The organism is Shewanella sp. KX20019 (genome assembly GCF_016757755.1).
Lineage (GTDB): Bacteria > Pseudomonadota > Gammaproteobacteria > Enterobacterales > Shewanellaceae > Shewanella.
This window is the reverse complement of sequence record NZ_CP068437.1, coordinates 1,326,213-1,349,941: the sequence shown is the minus strand read 5'-3', so window position 1 is coordinate 1,349,941 and position 23,729 is coordinate 1,326,213. Positions and strand designations below refer to the sequence as shown.

The following is a 23,729-nucleotide window of genomic DNA, read 5'->3' as shown; positions in this document are numbered from 1 at the left end:
TGTCTTTTCATTGAGGTATGTAGGTCAAATCAAAAGGATTAAGATTTATGAATATGTCTCAGAAAATGACGGCCGAATTTATCGGCACCTTGTGGTTAGTATTAGGTGGTTGCGGTAGCGCTGTCTTAGCAGCCGCGTTTCCTGAAGTAGGTATTGGCTTACTCGGTGTCTCATTTGCCTTTGGCCTTACCGTACTCACCATGGCATTTGCCATTGGTCACGTGTCAGGTTGCCATTTAAATCCTGCCGTCTCTTTCGGTCTATGGGCGGGTGGACGTTTTCCAGCATCCGATCTAGCACCCTACATTATTGCTCAAGTGGCAGGCGGTATTGCAGGCGCTAGTATTTTGTACCTCATTGCATCGGGCCAAGATGGCTTTAGCTTATCAGCAGGCTTTGCTTCAAATGGCTATGGTGAGCATTCACCTGGCGGTTACAGCTTAACCGCTGCGCTTATTTGCGAAGTTGTGATGACGCTTTTTTTTCTGATTATTATTCTGGGTGCTACTGATGAGCGCGCGCCGAAAGGCTTCGCCCCTATCGCCATAGGTCTAGGCCTAACCCTCATTCACCTCATCAGTATTCCGGTAACAAACACCTCGGTAAACCCAGCTCGTAGCACGGGGCCAGCGCTCTTTGTCGGTGATTGGGCACTGTCTCAGCTGTGGTTATTTTGGGTTGCACCGATAATCGGCGCAATATTAGCGGGTGTAATCTATAAGTTCTTTAACACTAAAACAGATTGATAATAAAAAGCAGAGCCTATTCGGCTCTGTTTTCTTTTTCATTCCCCGGCTAAATGTTACTATCCGTTTCAATTCGGCGCATTGAGTGCATAGCTTACGCCCGCCCCATTTAAAATGAAGAGATGTAGACCATGAGCAACAAAAGCAAAAGCATAAAGCAGATTACTGAAATGACGCCAGAATCTCGTTACGACTACCTAGTAGAGCAAGTTAAAGAGCACAAAACATTGTGGTCTTTACAAGATGCAGACGGTTGCGTAATGCTAACCACCGACGATGAAGATTGCATCCCTATGTGGCCAACAGAAGAAGCTGCTGCGCTTTGGGCTGTTGATGACTGGCAAGATTGCCAAACACTGGCCATTCCGCTTGATGAGTGGTTAGAGCGCTGGGTTCCGGGTATGCAAGATGACGATCTTTTCGTTGCCGTATTCCCAGTACAAGAAGACTTAGGTGTGGTTATTGCACCGTTTGAGCTAGAAGAGCGCCTTGCGCCTAAAAAGCGTCACTAGTTTAGCCAAGCTTCATGACTAGCACTGTAGTGCTAGTCGCTGTCACACTATTTGCCAGCCTAAAAGAGAATACAAAGTGGATACTAATAACACTGCCGCAGATCCCAATAGGCTTAGCAAGGTTAGCATGCCGAAACGTCTTATCGCCCTACTCGTTTTTCTGCTACTGATCTCAGTCAGTGGCCTGATTGCTCAGCAAGGAGTACTGTTTTGTATTCTCACCTTATTTATGCTGGTCGCCATCATCGGCAAGCAAAAAGCTGGCTTAATCATGCTGCGCGTTTACACCTCTTTGCAGCTGGCTATTGTAAGCATGTTACCCTTGGTTCTTTACGATCCTGAAAACCTAGCGGCCTCTGGCCCATCAAGTTTCGCTATCGGCAGCTTTAAGGCAAATGTTCCTGACTGGATAATATTTAGCATTTTGATTTTGTTAGCCATCATACAAGTGTGGATAGCCTTCACTCGTAAAGTCGGACAATACTTTAATCGAGAAGTGAATCTCAACATCATGCGTTAGTTAGTTAGTTAGTTAGTTAGTTAGTTAGTTAGTTAGTTAGTTAGTTAGTTAGTTAGTTAGTTAGTTAGTTAGTTAGTTAGTTAGTTAGTTAGTTAGTTAGTTAGTTAGTTAGTTAGTTAGTTAGTTAGTTAGTTAGTTAGTTAGCAGACACAAAAAAGCCGTCTATTGACGGCTTTTTTATTGAATGAACATAAGTGCTTGGCGCTTTCAACAGTTTAAACTGAGAAGCTGGCACCACAACCACAGGTTGTTGTCGCATTCGGATTTTTCACAAAAAAGCGTGAGCCCTCTAGGCCGGAAGTGTAATCCACTTCACCACCAACAAGGTATTGTAGGCTCATAGGGTCTACAACTAACTGAACACCCTGCTTCTCTACCGTAAAGTCGCCCTCGTTTACTTTTTCATCAAAAGTAAAGCCATATTGGAAACCTGAGCAACCGCCACCCGTTACGTATACACGTAGCTTAAGTGCATCATTTTCTTCTTCATCAAGCAAGGTTTTTACTTTTGATGCTGCCGCATCAGTAAAACGGATTGGCAGAGCATCTTCAGCTTGTTCAGTCATTATTACCTCTTACATCTAATTGCTGTGCAGAATTATCTAATACCTGACCATTTTGTTCAAGTATTATGACCTGCTCTTTTTCATCCACAAGTAATTCTTGTGAACTAAATTCTTGTTCGGTTTGTGAACCTTTGGTCCAACGGCTTGCTGGCACGACAACTTTGGCCTTAACTCTGGCTAAGACAAAGCCCGCAGGCAGAGTAAATTCGGCCTCTAACACCTGAAAATATCTAAACCTAAATTTAAACGAGGCATCGCTTAATTCAGATAATTTAATCGACTTAGGCTTGCCATCTTCAAGTCCAATCAATGTCACTTCACTGCGACCAGACAATGAACGCTTACGCTTTTCGAGTTGGGTAAGCACTAACTTAAGTCGATACTGGCGCGGCATCAACGCTGCTGTTAGCTCTAAGCCGTTAATGGCAACCCCATCGGCGCTGTTTTCTGGCGCCATCACGCTGCGATAAAAGGCCAGCTCTCGCGCTAACTCTTTCTGTTTGCTCTCTTGCTCAACAAACATCGCCTGCATATTAACATTAGCCTCTCGCTCTAATGCCAACTCAATATTACGGGCGGCTAACGTATTGGCTTGCGCTTGTAACTGCTCCGAGAACTCTACTGTTCGGTCAATTTGCTGTGCTACTTTCGGGGTAAAATAGGGCGAACCAACATCAAAGCACAATGCCCCTAATACGAATGAAACCACGATCAACAAAGATAAATATGCGCTGGAGGTACGAAATTGTCGCTCAATCACTTGCAAGCGATCGATCCAACGATGATAATTTGCCATTAAGTAACAGCCCCTTAATAAAAGTCTCACATTTTGATTTAAATGTGACAATCAAAAATTTTGGAAATGTCTGTGTATCAAACTATCGTCAAAATACGCCAGCAAACTAAAAAGTATCTAAACACCAACCTCAAAGATACGCTTTCTCAAGCGAAGGTCAGTGTTCAGCTATGTTTACTCGCTCTGCTTTTTGCGTTGTTTGCGTCAGGTGTCATCCTGCTTTTTAGATTGCTCTTAGTGTGGTTTGACACCTATACCCAGACTCAAGCCCTGAATTTTACGGATATCATCGATGACTGGCGAGTGTTATTGCCACTTTTTGGATCTTTTTTAATCTGGGGAGTGGCAAAAATGGGATCCAAGCGTTATAAACGCATGGGAATAGCCTATGTCATCCATCGCGTTAAGCTGCATTATGGAAAAATTCCACTGCAATCAGCCCCTGGCCAATTCTTCCAAGCCTTGTTTGCACTTGCCACAAACTTCTCTGTCGGCCGAGAAGGTCCCGCAATTCATCTTGGCGCTGTTAGCGCGAGTGTTCTTGCTGAAAAATTCAAACTGCCCGATAACAGTGTGCGCATTATGTGCGCCAGTGGTATTGCAGCAGGTATCGCCGCTATCTTTAATGCCCCACTTGCCGCGGTGATTTTTGTTTTTGAAGTAGTATTACGTGAATACAAAATTCACTACTTCTTCCCAGTGATGTTATCTGCTATTTGCGGTGCACTCAGTAGCCAAGTTGTTTTTGGCAACATCCATGAATTTGAACAGATTGGCGCAGCCGTCATTCCTCTTAGCCAGTACCCCTTACTGGCACTGTTTGGAATTGTCTTGGGTTGCATTGCCGCCTTTTTCAATCGCAGCCTACTTAGCGTGACTGCCGTAGGACAAAAATGGCCACTACTGCAGCGATTATTGCTGGCAGGCGCTATCACAACCCTGGTTGGCCTTATCTTGCCCGAAGCGATTGGTAGCGGCGAGCTGGCCATTGCCGAAACTATTAATGAACACCCCAGCATTCTGTTTCTAGGCGCGATATTAATCGGCAAAATGGTGGCTACGATTGCAGCTATTGGATTGGGGATCCCAGGCGGTTTGATCGGCCCCCTTTATGGCATAGGCGCACTGCTCGGCACGATTTTGGCGCTCGTTTGCGCCATGTGGTTCCCATCCATTGCGCCCTATATTGGCCTATACACCATCATTGGTATGACGGGCATGATGGGCGTCTGTTTGAGCGCTCCACTTGCCGCATTAGTGGCACTCATAGAGCTGACGGATAATGCTTCTATTATTTTACCGTCAATGTTTGTGGTTATCCCTGCATTTTTGATTTCACACCAAGGCTTTAAGACCAAGTCTATCTTCTTTAAACAGCTTGAGATTATGGGTCTAGGTTATAAAGTGGCTCCGGTTAACTTAGGGCTACAAAAAGTCGGCGTTCGCCACCTTATGGATAAGCGTTTTATTATTGTCGGTGACAACGATGAGCTACTATTAGAAGTACTTAAGCGAGCCGAAGGTCGCTCGGTATTAGTCCGTAATGCCATGAACCAAGTTGAAATGATACAACTTGAACTTCAAGCCAGTGATGATGCAACAACGTTGACTCGCCACCCCATTCTAGGAGTATCTGATACCGCAACGCTCAATGAAGTGTATTTATTGCTGTCTAAAGAGCGGCGAGGTGAAGTGTATATTTACCAAGAAAATAGAGACAATATTGTCGGTGTCATCAACTGGACAATGTTGCAAAAAGAGATTCGTTCAGGACAGGTTTAATGGCATATTCAGCCAGATTAAAACTGCAATCATAGAAGTTGATAACAATGAAGGAATATTGGATAAGGATCGACTAAATTTAGACTGTAACGATTAATTGATGTCGCCTCATAGCTATCACGGAAAGGACGCTTCGATGCTTAGAAAACCTCAAACCCAAATTGCGCTGCTCACGATTGCAGTCCTATTGCTACTTTATGCTGCTAATTCTCAGTATAACCCCGACAATAGTAGTGCGGTAATAAAGACTACTGAGCCAGCCGAAAACTCAGAGTTAATCACCAAAAGCCACAAGCATAAGAATAGATCTGAATCAGATAATGTGGCACTAAATGAGCAGCCCATAGTAGCTGCAGACCTTGCTACTGCAGCAGATTCTACTACAACCCAGATGAGCTTTATTAACGTCTCGGATGACAGGCCAACCAAAGCACCTAAAGAGATACGTTTAAACTCACTCGATGAATTGTCGGCCCTGTTTGATTCACTAAATTATAATACTCAAAGCTGGATTGATGGCAATCGAGAGGTGCCGAGACTGACATTTGAATCGGTTAGCGAACGTTGGCAAGAGACCTCGAACAACATTCCTGTACAACAAAAGAAGATGGTGTTTTTTAGGTTAATTGCGCCGCTGATTTTAGTCGCAAATGAAAATATTTTACTCGAAAGGCGCCTTATCGAATCAGCACCTTTAGATGACATTGTATTGCTCAACATTGCCGTTAAATATCGCATTATAAAAAGCGTAGATGGAACGATTACGGAGCAGCAAAGGCAACAGCTTTTAGAGGAGATTGACATACTGCCACCGTCATTGGTATTAGCACAAGCCGCTGAAGAGAGTGGTTGGGCAACCTCTCGCTTTACTGTTGAAGGTAATGCATTTTTCGGCCAGTGGGATTTTAGTGGCAACGGCATGATCCCCAAACAACAACGTAAAGAGCTTGGCAATTATGGTTTAGCCCGTTTCGATACGCCTTTGGCATCTGTTGAGGGCTACATGCTTAATCTAAACACCAATAATGCCTATAAAAAGTTGCGTAGCCTAAGGGCTAAATTACGTGCTAGCAACTCACCTATCACCGGTATTGAGCTGGCGGGTACTTTAGACAAATATTCAGAAAGAGGCCAAGCCTACATAGATGGGATCCGGCAGATGATCAGTTATAACAAGTTAGACCAAGTTGACGAAGCTTACTTAAGTGACTCTGCGCCACTACACCTTCTCTCTGGCACTGAACAATAATGCTGAACAATAGTGCTGTTTTTAACGTCGTAGCACTCAGCTAAAGCACTACACATGTAAAAAAGGGTTAGCTTATTCGGCTAACCCTTTTTCATAAAGCTTTGCGCTTAAGAAGCTACACCTTAAATTTCCTCACAGCCTGCAGTAAAAACTCAGCCCGCTCTTTTACACTCTCTGTCGCTGATGAGTTATCTAGCGCGGTATCAGCTGTCTCCTGGGCGATATCTCTAATCACAACCACGTTTTTATTCACTTCACTTGCCACCATGCTTTGCTCTTCAATCGCTGCGGCTATCTGCGTGCTCATATCCATAATATTGGTCACATCGCAGTTGATCTGCTGTAGAAGTGCCCCAGCAGACGCTGCCTGTACCGCGCTTTCATCGCCTTGTACTCGACTGGCTTCCATCACCTGTACAATAGAGCGAGTTCGACGCTGTAGGGTCTGCACAATGGCTGAGATCTCTTCGGTAGACTCTTGCGTTCGCATCGCTAAACTGCGAACTTCATCAGCCACGACGGCAAAACCACGACCTTGTTCACCAGCCCTAGCAGCCTCAATAGCTGCATTTAACGCCAGTAAGTTGGTTTGCTCTGCTATCGATTTAATCACCCCAAGCACGCGACCAATGGTTTCGCTATCATTTTCAAGCTCATTAACGACCAGTGAAGATTCATTAATTTGCTGTGCCAAAGACTCAATTTTTTCAATGGTATGTTCAACGCTTCTTTGACCAAGTAAGGCATTATCATGGGTTGTACTGGCTTTATTTGCTGCAAGCTCAGTATTTTTAGCGATCTCTTCAATCGTTGCCCCCATCTCGGTAATTGCGGTCGCGACCATATCTGTTTCGTTTAATTGACTGGCGACACCATTGGATGCAAGGGTCACGTTACTGGCGAGATCTTGGCAAGACTGATTCATGCTGTCGACAGATGTCGTTACCTGTTCAATCAGCTCTTGAAAGCTTTCCACCATACTGTTGAAGTGTTTAGCGATTTGTCCAAGTTCATCATCACTACTAGCATCACATCGCATCGACAGGTCTTTATTCACTTCGATGTGGGTGATCACCGCGGTGATCTGCTTAACAGGGTCAATAATGCTGCGGATAATCAAAAAAGTGGCCCCAGCTAAAGCCAGTGCGATGAGTACTGCTATTGATAAACCTAGGTAAAATGCAGACTGTGTTTTATCTTGAATCGCTGTGCTTGCTAAAGCTTCAAGCTGTGCCAAGGCGCTATCAGTATTAGCAACAGCTTGCCTTAACTCACCCATTTGGCCTTGGGTTATAGATAAACCCAATTGCTTCTCTTTTAACACCAGTTCTTTAAAGTCAGTATTATATTGCTTGATCAGCATCGAGATTTGCTGCTTTGCCGTCGGTGCTAGTGTCGATAGGGCTAATACCGATTCAAAATTACTTAAACTGCTATCAAACTTTGCCACATAACTTTCGCTACGCCTGAGCATGAAGTCTTTTTCTGCTCGACGTAATTGCAACATCTGCACCATCAAAGCGGGTTGGTCATATTGCTTAACCAGAGACTCAACTTGATGTACTGCATTACGCAGTGTGCCGTATAAACCTGTCTTTGGGGTTAAACCAATCTGTTGATTCAACACAACGACCTTGCCAAAGCTGTTGCTATATATAGCAAGATCATTGTTGAAGTTAGTCAGAGCTTTAGTCGGAATTTTGTACTTAGAAAATACACTCTCGAGTTCACGGGTAAGTGACTCAATGTCATTGTTGTTCGATTTGTGCTTATCAACGTATTTAAGATCCAATCTGGCAAGAAAGTCTTTCTCGTCTCGGCGAAGGCTTAATACTTCGCTTTTAAGACTAGAGATCCCTTGAGATGCTTGAGACAGCTCAGATTGAACTTGACCAAAATACAGCTGTAAAGCAAACATAGCAGCGAGTGCGGTAATAGACACTGTGGCGCTTAAAAGTAACTTGTGACGGATCAACATATAACCCCCAACAGCAAGATGAGAACATCTAGTGAGTAACATTAACGAGGGGCGCAATTCTACAACATTAAACCAGTTATCACCGCATATTTAATCGTTAACACTGCTTGGGGTAAACATGGCAGTTTTATACAGCGCTAAGCACTAAAGTAACAGCGAGCTAAACGAAACTAACATATTGAGTCATAGGCAGTTTAAATTTATTTTCATGGTTAAAAAAACACCCAATAATTTAACTTTAGCCCATGCTTTTACATCTGAAAGAAGTTTGTTCTCCAATAAATACCAACATAGGTCATTTTGATTTGAATGTTTTTTGTACGCCATAGTTTGAAGTTCATGTGATCGGATAGCAATATGAAGCTGATTGCCTCATACTGCCATGCAAAACAATATAAAATATACCTTCCTGTAGGAGCCCTCATGTTAGTTATCAATGCCGAGTCTGTGCACCAGTCATTAAATTTCAACGAACTTGTCGATGCGCTCGACGAAACCTTCTCTCGTCCCGCTGGAATGCCTCAAAGGCAAGTGTTCAGTTTAGATGAGTCTTCAAGCCATAGTGATGCATTTGCAGTATTACCCTCTTGGAACGACAAGACGATTGCCGTTAAAGCTTTTACCTACTTTCCAGGAAACCCACAAAAAGATCCTCAACTTGCCAGCCTCTATTCTAAAATTTTAATCTTTAGCCGAGCTACGGGTGAGCCACAGGCATTGGTCGATGGCACCAGCGTGACCTATTGGCGCACCGCAGCGGTTTCAGCGCTGGGAAGTCGTTATTTATCCCGTGAAGACTCAAGTAAGTTGCTGGTGTGTGGCAGCGGTAATTTGGCCTCTTTTATGGCACTGGCTCATGCAAGTGTGCGTCCTATCACGCAAATCACAGTGTGGGGACGAACAGAAGCTAAAGCACGAGCAACTATCGAACTTATCCGTGATCAACGCCCTGATGTTGAGGTGATCTATTGTGACAATCTAGAGGCCAGTGTGCGGGATGCTGACATCATTAGCTGCGCTACAGGTTCGCCAGCACCACTATTCCCAGGAGAGTGGGTTCAAGCGGGTACTCATACTGATTTCGTTGGCAACCACAACCATGACCGCCGTGAATGCGACAGCAGCCTCATCCAAAAATCGGCTGTATTTGTTGATTCAAAAATCAATGTATTTGCTGAGGCGGGAGAGCTGCTCATCCCGATTGAAGAGGGTGTATTCTCGCTCGATGGGGTCAAGGGTGAACTGGCACAATTATGCCAGTCCACTGTATCGGCGAGAGAAAGTGCTGAACAGATCACCCTCTTTAAAACAGTAGGCACTGCACTGTCAGATCTTGTCGGTGCGCAACTGGTCTACGCTAAAATGACTCAAGACCCACTATAAGTGTTTTCATACAGTGAAGCTGATGTTACCAGCTTCACTGTATGCATCAATTTCTCATCTAGCTAAACCTTAACTCCTACCATCAAAGCGTATTTTGTCTCACTTGTTAAAGCGTCTATGCTGCCAATAAGAATATATTTTATTTCTGTTTAAACCTTTTTATGGGTTAGCTTTGTCTTATCTATATCGATGAGCACATAAGGAACATGTAGTGACAGCACAAATAAAGGTCTTGGAGCAGAGTTCATTCAATGAGCCTGACCTTATCGATAGCGCTAAGAGAGGCGACAAAGCGGCATTTAAACAGCTTTACCAACAACACCATCGACGTGTTTATGCCTTGTGCTTTCGCATTACTGGCCAAGTCGCATTAGCAGAAGATGCCACCCAAGACTGCTTTGTCACCTTGTGGCAAAAGTTGCCACAGTTTAAAGGCCAAAGCCAATTTACCACTTGGTTACACACGCTATCAGTGAATCAAGCACTCAATAGTCTGAAGAAACATCGTTCTTTCTGGTCTCGATTTGTAGCAGCTGAGATCGATGTTGAAGCGGCACAAGATGAATACGAAGATCTCGACAAGATCTTAGTTAGATTACCAGAAAGAGCTCGAATTGTTTTTGTACTATTTGCACTTGAAGGCTACAAGCATGAAGAGATTGGTCAGCTAATGGGAATAGCCTCAGGCACCAGTAAAGCGCAATACCATAGAGCGCAAAAGCTACTCGCCGAAATGTTGGGTTGAATTCTGGCTTAAGCACTGAATTAAATATTGTTTAAAAGGAATGCACAGATGAGTCATTCACAAGATAAGTTGCAGCAATTAATAACCAAAGCACCTAAATCATTAGCGCCCGAGCGCGAGCTTTGGAGCGATATAGAGAAGCAACTCGATAAACCTGAATATACTCAGTCCAGTCACTGGCGACGCATTGCGGTGGCTAGCGTGATTTTGTTGGGCGGAATACTAGGCTCTTTGATGTGGAATAACAGTGCTATAACACCTACCTATACGGCGCAAGCAGCTAACTCTCCGTTATTGATGACGCTTACGAGTATCAAACAAGAACACGAGCAACAAGTCGCACTATTGCAGCAGAGTCATAAGGTCAACTGGCAAGCCACTGAGCTTGGTTTACCTCTGAAGAAAGGCATTGAACAGTTGAGAAAAGCGGCCGAAAAAATCTACCAAACACTGACTAAAACACCCCATGACAAAGAGCTATGGCAGCTTTGGCTTTGGACCCAACAAAGAGAAATTGAATTATTGCAGCAAGGGCAGAAACTGCCCATTGCCGACCAAAATCAGGGAGCATTAATATGAATAAAACACCGCTTATCAGCTTTGCATTGACTGCACTGTTTGTCAGCCAAACCGCACTTGCAGCTACCGCTGTCGATCAGTCTCAACAGATCCAAGGAAGCCCCAAGGTCAGTGTCAATGTACAACGAGGTGATATCGTCTTTAAGTCATGGGACAAGAACGAAATTAGCGTTAAAGGCGAGCTAGATGAGCTAAGCGAAGGGCTAACCTTTACTGTTAAAGGAAGTCATGTGGTTATCGAAGACAAGATGCCAAGGCAATATAATAGCAATAATAAAGATGGCTCTCAGCTGACCATCATGTTGCCACGACAAATTAAACTTCAGGCAGAAGCGGTATCGGCCAATTTTCGTATCGATGCATTTACCGGTAAAATGGATATTAGCTCGGTTAGCGGTGACATTAAGGCGAATCAGTTAAAAGATAAAGTCATGCTGCATACGGTATCGGGAGATATCAGTAGCCGTGAACTCGCTGGCAAGATCATGTTAGAAACGGTATCGGGTGAAATTAAAGATACCGATAGCTCAGGTAAGGTCGGTTATCGCCTCGTCAGCGGTGAGTTAACGGCAAACACAACTGCAACTCAAGTCGCCGTCGAGCTGGTATCGGGTGATGCCACGGTAGCACTTGCCAATATTGATAGCCTTAGTATTAAGACCGTCAGCGGTGATATAGACCTTTCCATTGCCAGTCTTAAAGACAAAGCAAAACTCGGCAGCGTCAGTGGCAATATTGATATTCACTTTATCAATGAAATCAATGTTTCGTTCGACATCAATGGTGGCCCTGGTGGCAGTATCACTAATAATCTCAGCGGAGATAAAGTTTCAAAAGAGCAATATTCACCGCAGACATATCTAAAGTTCCAAGCGGGAGACGGTAGCGCGGATCTCAATGCTTCAACCATTAGCGGTGATATCAAGCTCTCTAACTAGCAACAACTGCAGCACAGATAGACTCTAAAAGTGCAGGCTTAAGATAAGGCGCTAAAACACACCATTAAGCGCCTTATCATAGACAACGACTGACTAGAAAATAATGCCATTTGGTTTATGTGTTGATTTTCCTTGAGCTTAATCAGTGGCAAGAACTTGATACAAGCGACTTAAAAAATTCAAGAAACAATTTGTTAGTCCCATCAGGAACTCTAGACTTATGAAAGACCACTCCATAATCAACTTTAATATCTGGCATATCTATAACATCCAAAAGAACTAATTCACCAGAAGCTAATTCGCTGGCAATTACAATCTCAGGTATTAATCCAATCATGTCACTTTCTGCAATCGTTTTACTCACTGAATGAAAGTATTCAAATTTAAATAGACCTGAGAATGCGCTGCGGTTCACATCGAAAAGATCGCCAAATAAACTCTCAATATCTGATGTTGTGGCTCTAGGTAAAGAGATAGGAAAATCTTTTAACCGTGGAGTATAAAGATATTTGTCATTTAGCAGCGGATGGCCTGGCCGACAAAAAAATACTCCTCTAGATTTTTTATAACTAATGACCTGTAACTCCTCTCTTTCAGCGAGACCAGATATTTTAATCTCTGAAATAAAGAGATCTATTTCACCTTTTGATAGTAATGAACACAGTTCGTCAACATCACGTGTTCTTAATTCGACACTGACATTGGGGTGCAGTTTTGAAAAGTTATGCAGTATGTCATTTAATATATTGCTAGAAGCAAGCGTACCACCACCAATCGTTAACCTACCACTTGAACGGCCACTATTAATTTTAATATCGGCTTCTAAATTACAAACTGTATTAAGGATTTTGTCGCTGTGCTTTAACACTAAGTCGCCATGGTAAGTCAGTGCTACCCGTCTAGAGTCCCTTATAAATAGCTTTACGCCTAAGCTCTGTTCCATCTTTTGAATGCTACGAGTTAAAGAGGGTTGGGAAATATCGAGTTTACTTGCTGCAACGCTGTAGCTCCTAGACTCTGCGAGCGCTACGAAATGTTTTATATGTCTTAATTCCATATTCCCCTCCCAAAATCTGATTAATTCTTGTAATAAAATTTAATGTGTAAAAATAGAATATAGACTCTAACAGCTAATCCTTAAGTCGCTATTAAGCAAGAACCTCTATTTGTAAAAGAGTTGCTAGACCGTGAAATGTCGCCCTTAAACTATTGTAAAAAACGCTTGAGTACAAGCGACGCAATTTTAAGATGTTACAAATTGAATCAAGTGTATCGGTAGTATATTTGTTTATTTAAATTACAACTTTCTAAGGGTTTTATTGCTAAGCCTATAAGACACAACAAAGTCATACCTCAGCACTAAAATATTAAACTGAAGAATAATGCCTATTGAAAACTCACTTTGCGCTTAATATTTTTTATAAATACATGTTACCTATTGAATAATACGTTTTGCCTATTCGCCACAGGGTTAACTTCCGGTTAACAATCTAGTTGCAAAAATGCAACCAGAAGGCGAAATAATGAAACTTAAAAAAATAAGTCTGATGACAATAGCTGCGATATATGCAGCTGGTGCAGGCTCCGTTGCCGCTTCAGGCAATGATAATAACAATATGCGCAGCATCGAAATTACCGATGCTATTATCAAATATAATGAAGAGCTCCGAAGTGGTAACAGCAGAGCCGGTAACACCGTAAACCGTCCAGCGAGTAACACACAAAACATTCATCGGGCGATCGCAACAAACCAAAACAGCAAAGCGCCATTTAAACATCATGCAGGCCTGCAAGGTCAGCAAACTTATATTGTAGAATTGAGCGATAAACCAGTTTCACTCTATCGCGGCGGCGTTGAGCAGTTTAAAGCAACATCCCCTACCCTAAACTCTATCCCGAGCATGCTGAGCCCTCGCGGCCACAACAAGCTCGATACCAATAGCAGCTCTGTTAAGCAATACAGTCAATACCTAACAGGTAAACAAGATCAGCTGCTTAGCCAAATATCAGCAACGGTTGGTGCAAACCTTGATATTAAAAACCGCTATACATTGGCGTTTAACGGTATGGCACTGCGCATGACTCAGGAGCAAGCAGCTAATGTTGCCAATCTTCCGGGCATTCGTAATGTTAGCCTTGAAAAAGTGTACGAATTACACACAGATAACGGTCCTGGACACATAGGCGCCGATGGTATCTGGACAGGAAGTGCTGCAGATGACAAATACAAAGGTGAAGGCATCGTCGTAGGGGTACTCGATACAGGTATCAACTCCGACCATGCCTCTTTTGCAGCGATTGCGGGCGATGGCTATACCCACAAAATGCCCGATCGCTATAACAGTTACTTAGGTGACTGTGAGAAAGTTGAATTTGCCAGCATGTGTAACGATAAACTTATCGGTATTCGCTCGTATGAGAGCATCACCGAAAGCTATATGGATGCCGCTTTCCAACCCGATCAACCCTCTTGGAATATAACGGATCCTAAGCGCCCTCAAAACGGTGAAGATTACAATGGTCACGGTTCGCATACAGCCTCAACAGCAGCCGGTAATGAACTGTTTAATGTAGAACATGTTGTCGCAATGACGGGCGAAACTGGTGATGGAATTCCTACAGGACTTAAATTTGACAAGATATCTGGCGTTGCACCACGCGCTAACATCATCATGTATCAAGTCTGCTACCCAGGCGATGGCAGCTATGGTGATAACTATGGTGGCTGTCCAGGTTCTGCCCTACTTGCTGGCATTGAGGATGCGGTTGCCGATGGCGTTGATGTAATTAACTACTCCATCGGTAGTCCTTTTGGCACCTTCCCTTGGGACGACCCAATGGAGATGGGTTTCCTTGCTGCACGTGAAGCTGGAATCTCGGTTTCCGCGTCTGCGGGCAACTCCTATGCACCGCAATATGCCAGCCAAGCTCGAGGGGCTATCGATCACTTTTCACCTTGGATCACCTCTGTAGCAGCCACCACCCACGGCCGCGAAATAGCGGTTGAAGGTAAAACACTTACCAATGCGATTGGTGGAGAGCAACCTCTTGAATTAGTCGGTGGTGGCATTACTGGCGCTTATACAGGCCCAGTTGTTGAAGCTAAAGCTTACGGTAGTGAATTTGAAAAATGTAACGACCCCTTCCCTGCAGATTTTTTCTCGGTAGATCCTGATGGAAACCCATTCGCCACTGCGCCAATTGTGGTTTGTAAGCGTGGTGATATTGCCCGCGTGACCAAAGCGACGAATGTTGAGGAGGGCGGCGCTGGTGGCTTTATTCTGTGGAACTCAGGTTATGCCGAAACCACAGCCAATGATCCTTACTCAATTCCAGGGATCCATATTGATTACAACGCTTACTATGGTAATTACCAAAATGGCTATTTCGGACTACAAGATTGGCTTGCTGCTGGTGATAACCACAGCATCACCATTACAGCCTCGGAAGTTGTTGCCAATGAACGAGACGCTGATTATGTAGCAGATTTCTCATCCCGTGGTCCCAACCTCGAAGCACCTGATGTGATGTCACCAAACTTAGCTGCACCTGGCGTTGACGTGTTTGCTGCTTGGGCAGATGAAATGCCATTTAGCATGCAAGGCATGCCAGCAGATTACGCCGCAATTAGCGGTACATCTATGGCTGCGCCTCACGTAGCAGGTGCAATGGCTTTGCTGACTCAGGCTCATCCAGAGTGGACGCCCGCTCAAATTCAATCTGCATTGATGACAACAGCCTCATTGGATAATGCCACTCGCTCGCGCGATGGTTCTCCCTATGATCCTGTGCCCGCAGGATATAGTGATGCGGGTAGCGGAGTCATTAACGTAGCACGTGCTAATAATGCTGGTTTATTGTTAAGCGAGACAGCTGAAAACTACCGCGCAGCCAACCCGAATAATGGCGGTAACATCCACACTTTGAACCTGCCTTATTTCTATCAAGATAACTGTGCGGGAAGTTGTAGCTGGATGCGTACGGTTACTGCGACAGAAGATGGCACTTGGACGGTTGATGCGACAGCTGGCACTATGGATGGCGCACCTATGCTTGAGCTTGAGGTTTCACCAAAGACCTTTACCCTAAAAGCTGGTGAGTCTCAGTCTATTAGCCTAAAAGCAAAAGTACTTGAAGTTGAGGCTATTGGCGCCGATTCATCGGGGCTTCAGCTCACAGGCTCTGTTAAGTTAACACCGGCAAATAGCAGCAGCCCAATGCAGCATCTACCAGTAGGCGTACGCTATAGCGGCGACAACTTACCACCAGAAGTATCTGGGATCATCCACCGTGAGCAAGGGCATACTTTAACGCCAATGCTTAACACCGATGAGATCCAGTCACTTAACTCTAAGGTCTTTGGTCTAACTAAAGGTGAAACATTTACCTACGCACTACCAAGAGCTGAAGCACGTCTCTATTCTGACGGTTTAACCGTAGAAGAGATAGAAGCCGATGGCGGTGCAAAAGTTCACTTCTTTGATGTGCCAGCCGGCACACAACGCATTGTTTGGGAAATGCTCTCAGCACCAAAACACGCCTATACCTCTATCGATCTTGGTATGGATATCAATGAAGATGGTGAAATTCAATGGCTAGATGAAGCTATCTGCTATTCCTTTACCGATAACGGTGATTTCTGTGCCATCAACAACCCGGCTCCGGGTCGTTATTGGGCAATTGCGGCCAACTGGAAATATGATTTTGAAGATCCTAAAAACCTTGCTGATGAATTTGTTCTTAGCTTAGGTATTGTGGGTGAGTCAGATGAAGCCAACATGACAGTTGAAGGCCCAGCAACAACAGATGGTATGACTCCATACCAGCTACAGCTTAACTACAACTTGCCAGGTGCTACCGATGGTGACACTTACTATGGTGTTGTTGCACTAGGTAGTGATGACTATAACGCGACTAACTTAGGCGACTTCGCGGTTAAGTTACAACATATGGGCACTGACACTGAAATTACAGCATCACAAACTGCCGCCAAGGTAGGTGACGTGGTTAACTATGTTATCGATTTAGCGCCAAACCTAGTGGGTGCAGAGCGAGAGTTCACATTGAATGCAACCATCTCTGAAGGGATGCAGTTAATTGAAGACTCGATCGTTGTCGGTGGTGTAGGTGACTATGAAGCAGGCCTGACAGTGAATGGCAATGCTATCAGCATCAGCGCCGCTCAAGCCTCTTCAAGTGACATGAAGCGTCATTACGTTTATACCACTAACTTAGATGATGCGACCTGTAAGGTGCCCTATGGCGACGATGAGACATTCTATGATTTACCTATGCAAGGCTTTCAAGATTTAGGTATTTCAGGTCTTTCTAACCAAATGCTATATATTCCAATGGAAGAAAATGGTTTACCCCACATTCCTCTATACGCAAACCCTGAGCGTTTTGCTCAGAATACGCTAGGAATATCGCCATTCGGTTATATCCAACTGGATCAAAATCCTGAGTTCTGGAACTATAACCAACCCTTCACGGAGATGTTCCAAACCTTCCCAGACACAGTAATCGCTCCACTATGGCGCGGTGATGTGCAGATGCCACAGGGCTCGATTGACTGGGCAACATTCCGCTATATCAACGTGGTATATGGTGTAGTCACTAACGATCACTACATCTTCCAGTGGGATGGTGGTGAAGAGTGGAACAGCTTCTTGGTCGGTAACACCAACCCAGATCCTGATGCTAAGTTTAACATTCAAACCATTATTTCAAACTCAATTAGCTTTGACCCTGAAACACCTGAGATGATCTTTGCTTATCAAACACTCAAATCAGCGAATGGTCACTTTGGTTCAGTTGGTCTGCACGGTTACTGGGGTGAACGGACGCCATTTGGTCCACTAGGTGGGTATTTGAATGATGGATTTGCGTTCAACGACGTAGATGAAAAAGTCAGTGAAGGTATGGTGGTTTGTGCCGATTACCGCGGTCCGGAGCAAACGGCCCTGTCACTTAAGTTCTCTGCCCGTGTATCAGCTGCCGCAATTGGTAGCGACAACATAGTAGCGGTTGACACTCAATATGCCGACTCAGAGCTAGTTTCTGTCTCTCACACTTTATCAACACCAAGCAACATAACTGTTGCAGCAATGTCAGATATGGTGATGGAAGAAAATAGCACTATCGAAGGCTTGAGCGTGATGTACAACGACGTGAAAGGAACAGCAAATGGCATGACGGTCACTGGTGACAACATCACAGCTGTGATTACAGGTGAAACATTTGCCATTACTCCTGATGCTGACTGGCACGGTACCACTGAAGTGACAGTAACAGTACACGATATGGCTTACCCTTCTGACCAAGCCAGCACTAGCTTCATGTTGACGGTTAACTCTGATGGGGTTGAGCCTACTCCACCACCAGCGACAGAAACACCAGATGACGAGGTAGGTGAGTCGAATGATTCAGGTGGTAGCTTAGGTTTCCTAGCACTAGCATTACTTGGGTTACTGGCTAGCTCACGTAAGAAGCTACATTAATCAGTAATAGCACTAACGTTAAGCATTTGCGATTTGCTTAACCTTGTCATTGGGCCCTCTTTTGAGGGCCTTTTTTTATCTGCTTTGTTCCATACTAAAAAAGGGAGTTCATCAACTCGTGCGGTTGATTAATGACAAATGATGCCTCCAGATACAACAAAGCACCGCACGTATCCACGTGCAGTGCTCTATCTAATTTGCCACTATGCGCTCGGGTAAGCTGATATTACTTATCCGAAAAGCGTCAGCTTATTTTACTGATTTACTTTACTGACTTGGCTTCAACGTCAGTTAAAAAGCGCCATTCACCTAACTCGAGTGTGCTATCGAGCTCAATTTCGCCCACTTTTTCACGGTGCAATTTAGTCACCTTATTACCAACAGCCGCCAGCATACGTTTAACTTGATGGTATTTACCTTCAGTAATCGTTAAACGCGCTTGATGAGTGCCTAACAATTCAAGGATTGCAGGTTTAGTTAAACCATCTTCATTATTGAGTTGTAACCCAGTGGCAAACTGTTCAACCAACTCAGCAGCAAGCGGTTCTGCGGTCTCTAACAAGTAGCGCTTGCCACACTCTTTCTTAGGCGAGGTGACTTTGTGAGACCACTTACCGTCGGTCGTAATCAAGACTAAACCTGTGGTGTCGGCATCTAAACGGCCAGCAATGTGCAGATCTTCAGGTCGAATAACATCTAATAATCCAATCACTGACGGATACTCTTCATCAATCGTTGAGCAGATAGTATCGACAGGCTTGTTGAGCATAATATAACGTGGGCCAATAACTTTAAGTATCACACCCTCTAAACGAATTTCGTGCTCGTCTGTGACTTTAAACCCCGAGGTTTTAACCACCTCACCGTTACACGTGACATCGCCACGATGCAGCGCTTTTTTGGCTGAAACACGAGAATGGGAAGTTGACTCACAAATATATTTATCTAAACGCACTGTAACACTCAGCTATAGGACCATAATGACCGACATTATGGGGCCAGTAGGGCTAAAGGGCAAAGATTTGCTAATAACGTCTCCAACGAACAGACTATTGTGCCTAGCGCTAAACAAGGATTGATAGATGACACCACAACTTACTCCAGTGAAAAATAAACAATTTGATAAAATGGTGAAGGGTGAACAATACAATTGTTTTGATCCTGAGCTATCAAGCTATTGGCAACAGCAACAGGCTCTTAATCATCGAGTTAATCTCTCCTGCGAAATTAACCGAGATTTGCTGCCTAACATTGCGACAGACTGCGTGATCCGAACACCTTTCTTTATCAGTTACGGCATTAACCTTTTCATTGCCGAACAAGTATTTGTTAATGCCAACGTTACCTTGCAAGACAACGCCCCAATCCACATTGGCCGTCAAACGATGATAGGCCCAAATGTACAACTCTACACTGCCAACCATCCCTTAGACCCAACACTGCGCTGCCAAGGATTGGAAACGGCACTGTCAATTCATATTGGAGAGCGAGTGTGGATTGGTGGAGGCGCGATAATTTTACCGGGTGTACGTATTGGTGATGATGCAGTGATTGCAGCGGGGTCTGTTGTCACTAAAGATGTCCCAACGGCGACTGTCGTTGCTGGAAACCCTGCAAAGTGGCTGAAGTCGATATAAAACTGATTACCAGGGCCTTATTGAGAAAAATGACCTCAAGGAAACCTTTTCTTACAGATCATCTGTCGATTATCTAGCGTTGTGATCAACATAAACTTGTTTACGCAAAGGAAAAAGCCTTAACATGTGTGACTCGATGTAACCTGTATGTTTATTAACATGCGTTTTAGTTGTCATTGATTTCAAAAATAAAAACAAATTGACGGTATAGAAAAGGAAGAAAAATGAAAAAAGTACTCGTTGGGGGCTTATGCGCTTCCCTTATCGTTGGCCTAAGTGCTTGTAATAGCGACACGCCAGCACCACAGGCACCAGACACAACTAAAACAGAAGCGGCTGTTGCCGTACAAAAAGCCCTTTCATCAGGCATCGATTTTGCGAATTTCGATAAGTCAGTTCGCCCGCAGGATGATTTCTATTCATACGTTAACGGCACTTGGGTAAAGAATACGACAATCCCGAGTGACCGCACGAGTTCAGGTGCATTTTACGATCTTCGCGAAAAGTCACGTGATGATGTAAAAGCTATTATCGAAGAAGTTGCAGCCACTCCAAACCTAAAGGCTGGCAGTGACGAACAAAAAGTTGCTGATCTTTATCGTTCATTCATGGATGTTGAAACCCTCAACAAATTAGGCATAAAGCCCATCCAAGGCGAACTTGATAATGTCAGCGCGATTAAGTCAAAAGATGAACTCGTGACTTACTTTGCTCGTAGCCAAATTGTTGGTGGTGGCACGCCAATGGCATTTTACATTAGTGTCGATGCTAAAAACTCTAGCCGTTATGCTACGCATATCTGGCAGTACGGCCTCAGTTTGCCAGAAAAAGATTACTACTTTAACCAAGACGAACGCTTCGTCAACATCCGTAAAGCATTTGTAGAGCACATCGAAAAGATGTACACCTTGGCAGGTCTTGCTAACCCTAAAGCCAGTGCCGAAGCGGTACTTGCGCTTGAAACTTCAATTGCTGAAAAGCATTGGGATGTGGTTGAAACTCGTGATAGCACTAAGACTTACAACTTATACCAAGTTAAAGACCTAGCGACTCTTGCACCTGACATCAATTGGGACGGTTACCTGTCAACACTGGGGGCTGATAAGCAAGCTGACATTATTATCAATCAGCCTAGCTTTATCTCAGGTCTCAATGACGTTATCAAGAATACTGATCTTGATACTTGGAAGACCTACATGCAGTGGCAGGTACTCACTCATGCAGCAAGCAGCCTAAGCGAGCAACTTGATACTGAAAACTTCGAGTTTTTCTCTAAAACACTCAACGGCCAAGAAGAGCAACAGCCTCGCTGGAAGCGTGGCGTTGCATCTGTAAACGGTCTGCTAGGTGAAGTTGTTGGTAAGGTCTATGTTAAGCGTCACTTTACGCCTGAAGCAAAGACACGTATGCAAACGCTGGTTGAAAATCTGCGCGGTTCATACGGTGACAGCATCGAGTCTTTAGACTGGATGAGTGCAGACACTAAAGTGGCTGCTAAAGATAAGTTAGCGAAGTTTAACCCTAAGATTGGTTACCCTGACCGTTGGGAAAATTACGACAAACTAGCGATTAAAGCTGACGATCTATTGGGTAACAACTTGCGCGCAAGCAAGTTGAGCCATGAGCAAGATCTTGAAAAACTAGGTGGTCCAATCCGCACATGGGAATGGGGCATGACACCACAAACCGTTAATGCTTACTACAACCCAACAATGAACGAAATCGTATTCCCTGCCGCTATCTTACAGCCACCATTCTTTAATATGGAAGCTGATGATGCAGTAAACTACGGCGGTATCGGTGCAGTCATCGGTCATGAAATGGGCCATGGTTTTGACGACCAAGGCGCTAAGTTTGATGGCGAAGGCAACATGCGCGATTGGTGGACAGAGCAGGACTTAAAAGAGTTCTCCGCTCGTGGTAAAGCCCTTATCGAACAGTATAACGGCTATGCTGTATTTGATGACTTAAACGTTAACGGTGAATTGACGCTAGGCGAAAACATCGGTGATCTATCAGGTGTAACAATCGCTTATCGTGCATATAAGAAGTCACTAAACGGTCAAGAAGCACCAGTGATTGATGGCCTTACGGGCGATCAGCGCTTCTTCATTGGTTTCACGCAAATTTGGCGTGCAAAAATCAAAGAAGAGTCAATGCGTAACCGCGTTGCAACAGACCCACATTCACCTGCACAGTTCCGCTCTCTTGGTGCACTGTCTAACATGCCTGAGTTCTACAGCACTTATGATGTGAAACCGACAGATGCTATGTACATCGCACCGGAAAAACGTGTAAAAATCTGGTAATTCTATCTAAGAATATCTGACGCCAACAAGCCGTTGATGACACTCCTCATCAACGGCTTTTTATTTGCACTGTATATAGATCACATTATGAACAAAGGTTAATTTGTCATTCAGCATTGCTTAAGCATTAGCGATGTAGATTAAGTCCACAGCCACAAAAAAGGACTGCTATGAACCGGTTATTGCGAACATTTTTTATCTTCTTATTATTACTGTCGACTCGCACGGCTTTTGCACAGACGTTCCCATTGGCGCAGGATGCTCACGGCGCAAACTGTAACTCTTGCACCAAGCTTACTTTCGCTAGCAACCTCGATGGACTCGCCGCGATTGAGTCGATGCAATATCAACAACCAAGACAAACCAGTGCCAACCTCGATACGCTTTATGCCACTGCCCCTGACGCACAACAAGAGTTAGCTGAACTCTTGGGCAATATCACTAATCAAACTCAAACTAGCGCTATCCTTGCAGATATAAAAAGTCGCGACAGAGCGCAAATGAAACTGCAAAATAAACTCAGCAATGATGCTAGCCAACTCACAGATCTTGTAAGAGCCAGTATCGTCAGTAAAGATATCTATAATCTAATGCAAGCCTATGCACTGGTAAAATCTGACAGTCAAATAGTGCAAGTTAAAAATCGTTTTGCTGACCCTAAAGACTCCGGATATAGAGATTTGAACTTGCTCGTTAAGCTGCCAAAATCGCAAATGATTGCCGAAATCCAACTGCACTTAGCCGATATTGCAGAGATAAAAAGCGGCGATGAGCACTTGGTTTACGAGCAGGTGCAGCAGATACAAAATAACGCCCTGCAGCAGCAACGTGATTTAAGTGAGCTTGAATCCACAAAAATCGTGCAACTACGTCAAGAATCACACAAGCAATACCACAAAGCATGGCTCAAATATAAGCGTCTAGACCAAGCTGATATGCTTACCGCGGCATAACGTCAATTACGGGAGCACTCGTTGCTCCCAAATACTCTCTGCACTGCTTCTTTGTGCCTTTCTCGATAAAAGTCTATACTCCCGCCCAATAGCCTTAACACACGAAAAAATTATGAACGATATCATTGAGCAGCTACAAGAGATGAGTGAGACAGTTCCTGTACCGTTGGAACTTGCAACCTTTGAACAGATTGTTGAAGTAGAAGAGGAGATTTTAATGCCGCTTCCTTTGGCATTGAAAGAGTACCTACTTGAAGCCAGTGATCTTATCGTTGGCAGCTTAGAGCCTGTGACCGCCAGCGATCCTCATTCGCACACCTTTTTATCAGAGGTTACTGCATACGCCTGGTCTATCGGTTTACCGCGTGAATATATCCCTATCTGTCAGCAGGGTGATAGTTTCTTCTTCATCACCCAAGAGGGCGAAGTGCAGTTATGGCAAGACGATGAAATCCATGAAGACAGCTGGGAAACATTTTGGGAATGGGCCGAGAATGTTTGGATGCGTAGCTAATCACTTGCACCATAAAAATTAA

19 protein-coding genes are annotated in these 23,729 nt (G+C 44.2%); 14 read left to right on the top strand and 5 right to left on the bottom strand.

Going from position 1 to position 23,729, the window contains the following annotated elements; all coding sequences use genetic code 11:
- Positions 1-47: 47 nt before the first annotated feature.
- The 3 genes from aqpZ to JK628_RS05910 all read left to right on the top strand — a co-directional run bounded on the left by aqpZ (position 48) and on the right by JK628_RS05910 (position 1,778).
- Complete coding sequence (gene aqpZ, locus JK628_RS05920; RefSeq protein ID WP_202288453.1) at positions 48-746, top strand: aquaporin Z; 699 nt, start codon at positions 48-50, stop codon at positions 744-746.
- 131 nt (positions 747-877) lie between these two features.
- Positions 878-1,258 (top strand): DUF2750 domain-containing protein, encoded by a 381-nt coding sequence (locus JK628_RS05915; protein WP_202288451.1) that lies wholly within the window; start codon positions 878-880, stop codon positions 1,256-1,258.
- A 76-nt stretch (positions 1,259-1,334) separates the two neighbouring features.
- Positions 1,335-1,778, top strand: coding sequence for a hypothetical protein (locus JK628_RS05910; protein ID WP_237524157.1), 444 nt, complete (start codon positions 1,335-1,337; stop codon positions 1,776-1,778).
- A gap of 215 nt (positions 1,779-1,993) precedes the next feature.
- On the opposite strand, the gene erpA is transcribed toward JK628_RS05910, so the two are convergent.
- Both erpA and JK628_RS05900 read right to left on the bottom strand, forming a co-directional pair.
- Positions 1,994-2,344, bottom strand: a complete 351-nt coding sequence (erpA, locus tag JK628_RS05905; protein WP_202288449.1) for an iron-sulfur cluster insertion protein ErpA — start codon at positions 2,342-2,344, stop codon at positions 1,994-1,996.
- Positions 2,337-3,140 carry a DUF6776 family protein gene (locus JK628_RS05900; protein ID WP_202288447.1) on the bottom strand — a complete coding sequence of 268 codons (804 nt, stop codon included), beginning with the start codon at positions 3,138-3,140 and terminating at the stop codon, positions 2,337-2,339. Before JK628_RS05900 ends, erpA begins: the two co-directional genes overlap by 8 nt.
- 66 nt (positions 3,141-3,206) lie before the next feature.
- Here JK628_RS05900 and JK628_RS05895 point away from each other — a divergent pair, with 66 nt between their 5' ends.
- Together JK628_RS05895 and JK628_RS05890 are read left to right on the top strand one after the other, a co-directional pair.
- Complete coding sequence (locus tag JK628_RS05895) at positions 3,207-4,922, top strand: chloride channel protein (RefSeq protein ID WP_202288446.1); 1,716 nt, start codon at positions 3,207-3,209, stop codon at positions 4,920-4,922.
- 136 nt (positions 4,923-5,058) lie between these two features.
- Positions 5,059-6,171 (top strand): glucosaminidase domain-containing protein, encoded by a 1,113-nt coding sequence (locus tag JK628_RS05890; protein ID WP_202288445.1) that lies wholly within the window; start codon positions 5,059-5,061, stop codon positions 6,169-6,171.
- A gap of 115 nt (positions 6,172-6,286) precedes the next feature.
- Here JK628_RS05890 and JK628_RS05885 read toward each other — a convergent pair whose 3' ends face one another.
- Entirely contained in the window at positions 6,287-8,149 is a 1,863-nt protein-coding gene (locus tag JK628_RS05885; RefSeq protein ID WP_202288444.1) for a methyl-accepting chemotaxis protein, read from the bottom strand.
- Between the two features lie 423 nt (positions 8,150-8,572).
- Here JK628_RS05885 and JK628_RS05880 point away from each other — a divergent pair, with 423 nt between their 5' ends.
- The 4 genes from JK628_RS05880 to JK628_RS05865 all read left to right on the top strand — a co-directional run bounded on the left by JK628_RS05880 (position 8,573) and on the right by JK628_RS05865 (position 11,794).
- Positions 8,573-9,532 carry an ornithine cyclodeaminase family protein gene (locus JK628_RS05880; RefSeq protein ID WP_202288443.1) on the top strand — a complete coding sequence of 320 codons (960 nt, stop codon included), beginning with the start codon at positions 8,573-8,575 and terminating at the stop codon, positions 9,530-9,532.
- Positions 9,533-9,743: 211 nt separating this feature from the next.
- Positions 9,744-10,277: an RNA polymerase sigma factor gene (locus JK628_RS05875; protein WP_202288442.1), complete on the top strand. Its 534-nt coding sequence runs from the start codon at positions 9,744-9,746 to the stop codon at positions 10,275-10,277.
- A 48-nt stretch (positions 10,278-10,325) separates the two neighbouring features.
- Positions 10,326-10,856, top strand: coding sequence for a hypothetical protein (locus JK628_RS05870; RefSeq protein WP_202288441.1), 531 nt, complete (start codon positions 10,326-10,328; stop codon positions 10,854-10,856).
- Positions 10,853-11,794 carry a DUF4097 family beta strand repeat-containing protein gene (locus tag JK628_RS05865; protein WP_202288440.1) on the top strand — a complete coding sequence of 314 codons (942 nt, stop codon included), beginning with the start codon at positions 10,853-10,855 and terminating at the stop codon, positions 11,792-11,794. Before JK628_RS05870 ends, JK628_RS05865 begins: the two co-directional genes overlap by 4 nt.
- 142 nt (positions 11,795-11,936) lie before the next feature.
- On the opposite strand, the gene JK628_RS05860 is transcribed toward JK628_RS05865, so the two are convergent.
- Complete coding sequence (locus JK628_RS05860; protein ID WP_202288439.1) at positions 11,937-12,851, bottom strand: LysR family transcriptional regulator; 915 nt, start codon at positions 12,849-12,851, stop codon at positions 11,937-11,939.
- A 466-nt stretch (positions 12,852-13,317) separates the two neighbouring features.
- On the opposite strand from JK628_RS05860, the gene JK628_RS05855 reads away from it, so the two are divergent.
- Positions 13,318-18,294 carry a S8 family serine peptidase gene (locus tag JK628_RS05855; RefSeq protein ID WP_202288438.1) on the top strand — a complete coding sequence of 1,659 codons (4,977 nt, stop codon included), beginning with the start codon at positions 13,318-13,320 and terminating at the stop codon, positions 18,292-18,294.
- Positions 18,295-18,556: 262 nt separating this feature from the next.
- Here JK628_RS05855 and rsuA read toward each other — a convergent pair whose 3' ends face one another.
- Positions 18,557-19,249, bottom strand: coding sequence for a 16S rRNA pseudouridine(516) synthase RsuA (gene rsuA / locus JK628_RS05850; RefSeq protein WP_202288436.1), 693 nt, complete (start codon positions 19,247-19,249; stop codon positions 18,557-18,559).
- 127 nt (positions 19,250-19,376) lie between these two features.
- On the opposite strand from rsuA, the gene JK628_RS05845 reads away from it, so the two are divergent.
- From JK628_RS05845 to JK628_RS05830, 4 genes are all read left to right on the top strand, one after another.
- Entirely contained in the window at positions 19,377-19,931 is a 555-nt protein-coding gene (locus JK628_RS05845) for a sugar O-acetyltransferase (protein WP_202288435.1), read from the top strand.
- A 224-nt stretch (positions 19,932-20,155) separates the two neighbouring features.
- Positions 20,156-22,240 (top strand): M13 family metallopeptidase, encoded by a 2,085-nt coding sequence (locus JK628_RS05840; protein WP_202288434.1) that lies wholly within the window; start codon positions 20,156-20,158, stop codon positions 22,238-22,240.
- A 170-nt stretch (positions 22,241-22,410) separates the two neighbouring features.
- Positions 22,411-23,193 carry a RelA/SpoT domain-containing protein gene (locus JK628_RS05835; RefSeq protein ID WP_202288433.1) on the top strand — a complete coding sequence of 261 codons (783 nt, stop codon included), beginning with the start codon at positions 22,411-22,413 and terminating at the stop codon, positions 23,191-23,193.
- Positions 23,194-23,305: 112 nt separating this feature from the next.
- The gene (locus JK628_RS05830; RefSeq protein WP_202288432.1) at positions 23,306-23,707 is read left to right on the top strand and encodes an SMI1/KNR4 family protein; all 402 of its coding nucleotides are present in this window, start codon (positions 23,306-23,308) and stop codon (positions 23,705-23,707) included.
- Positions 23,708-23,729: the final 22 nt, after the last annotated feature.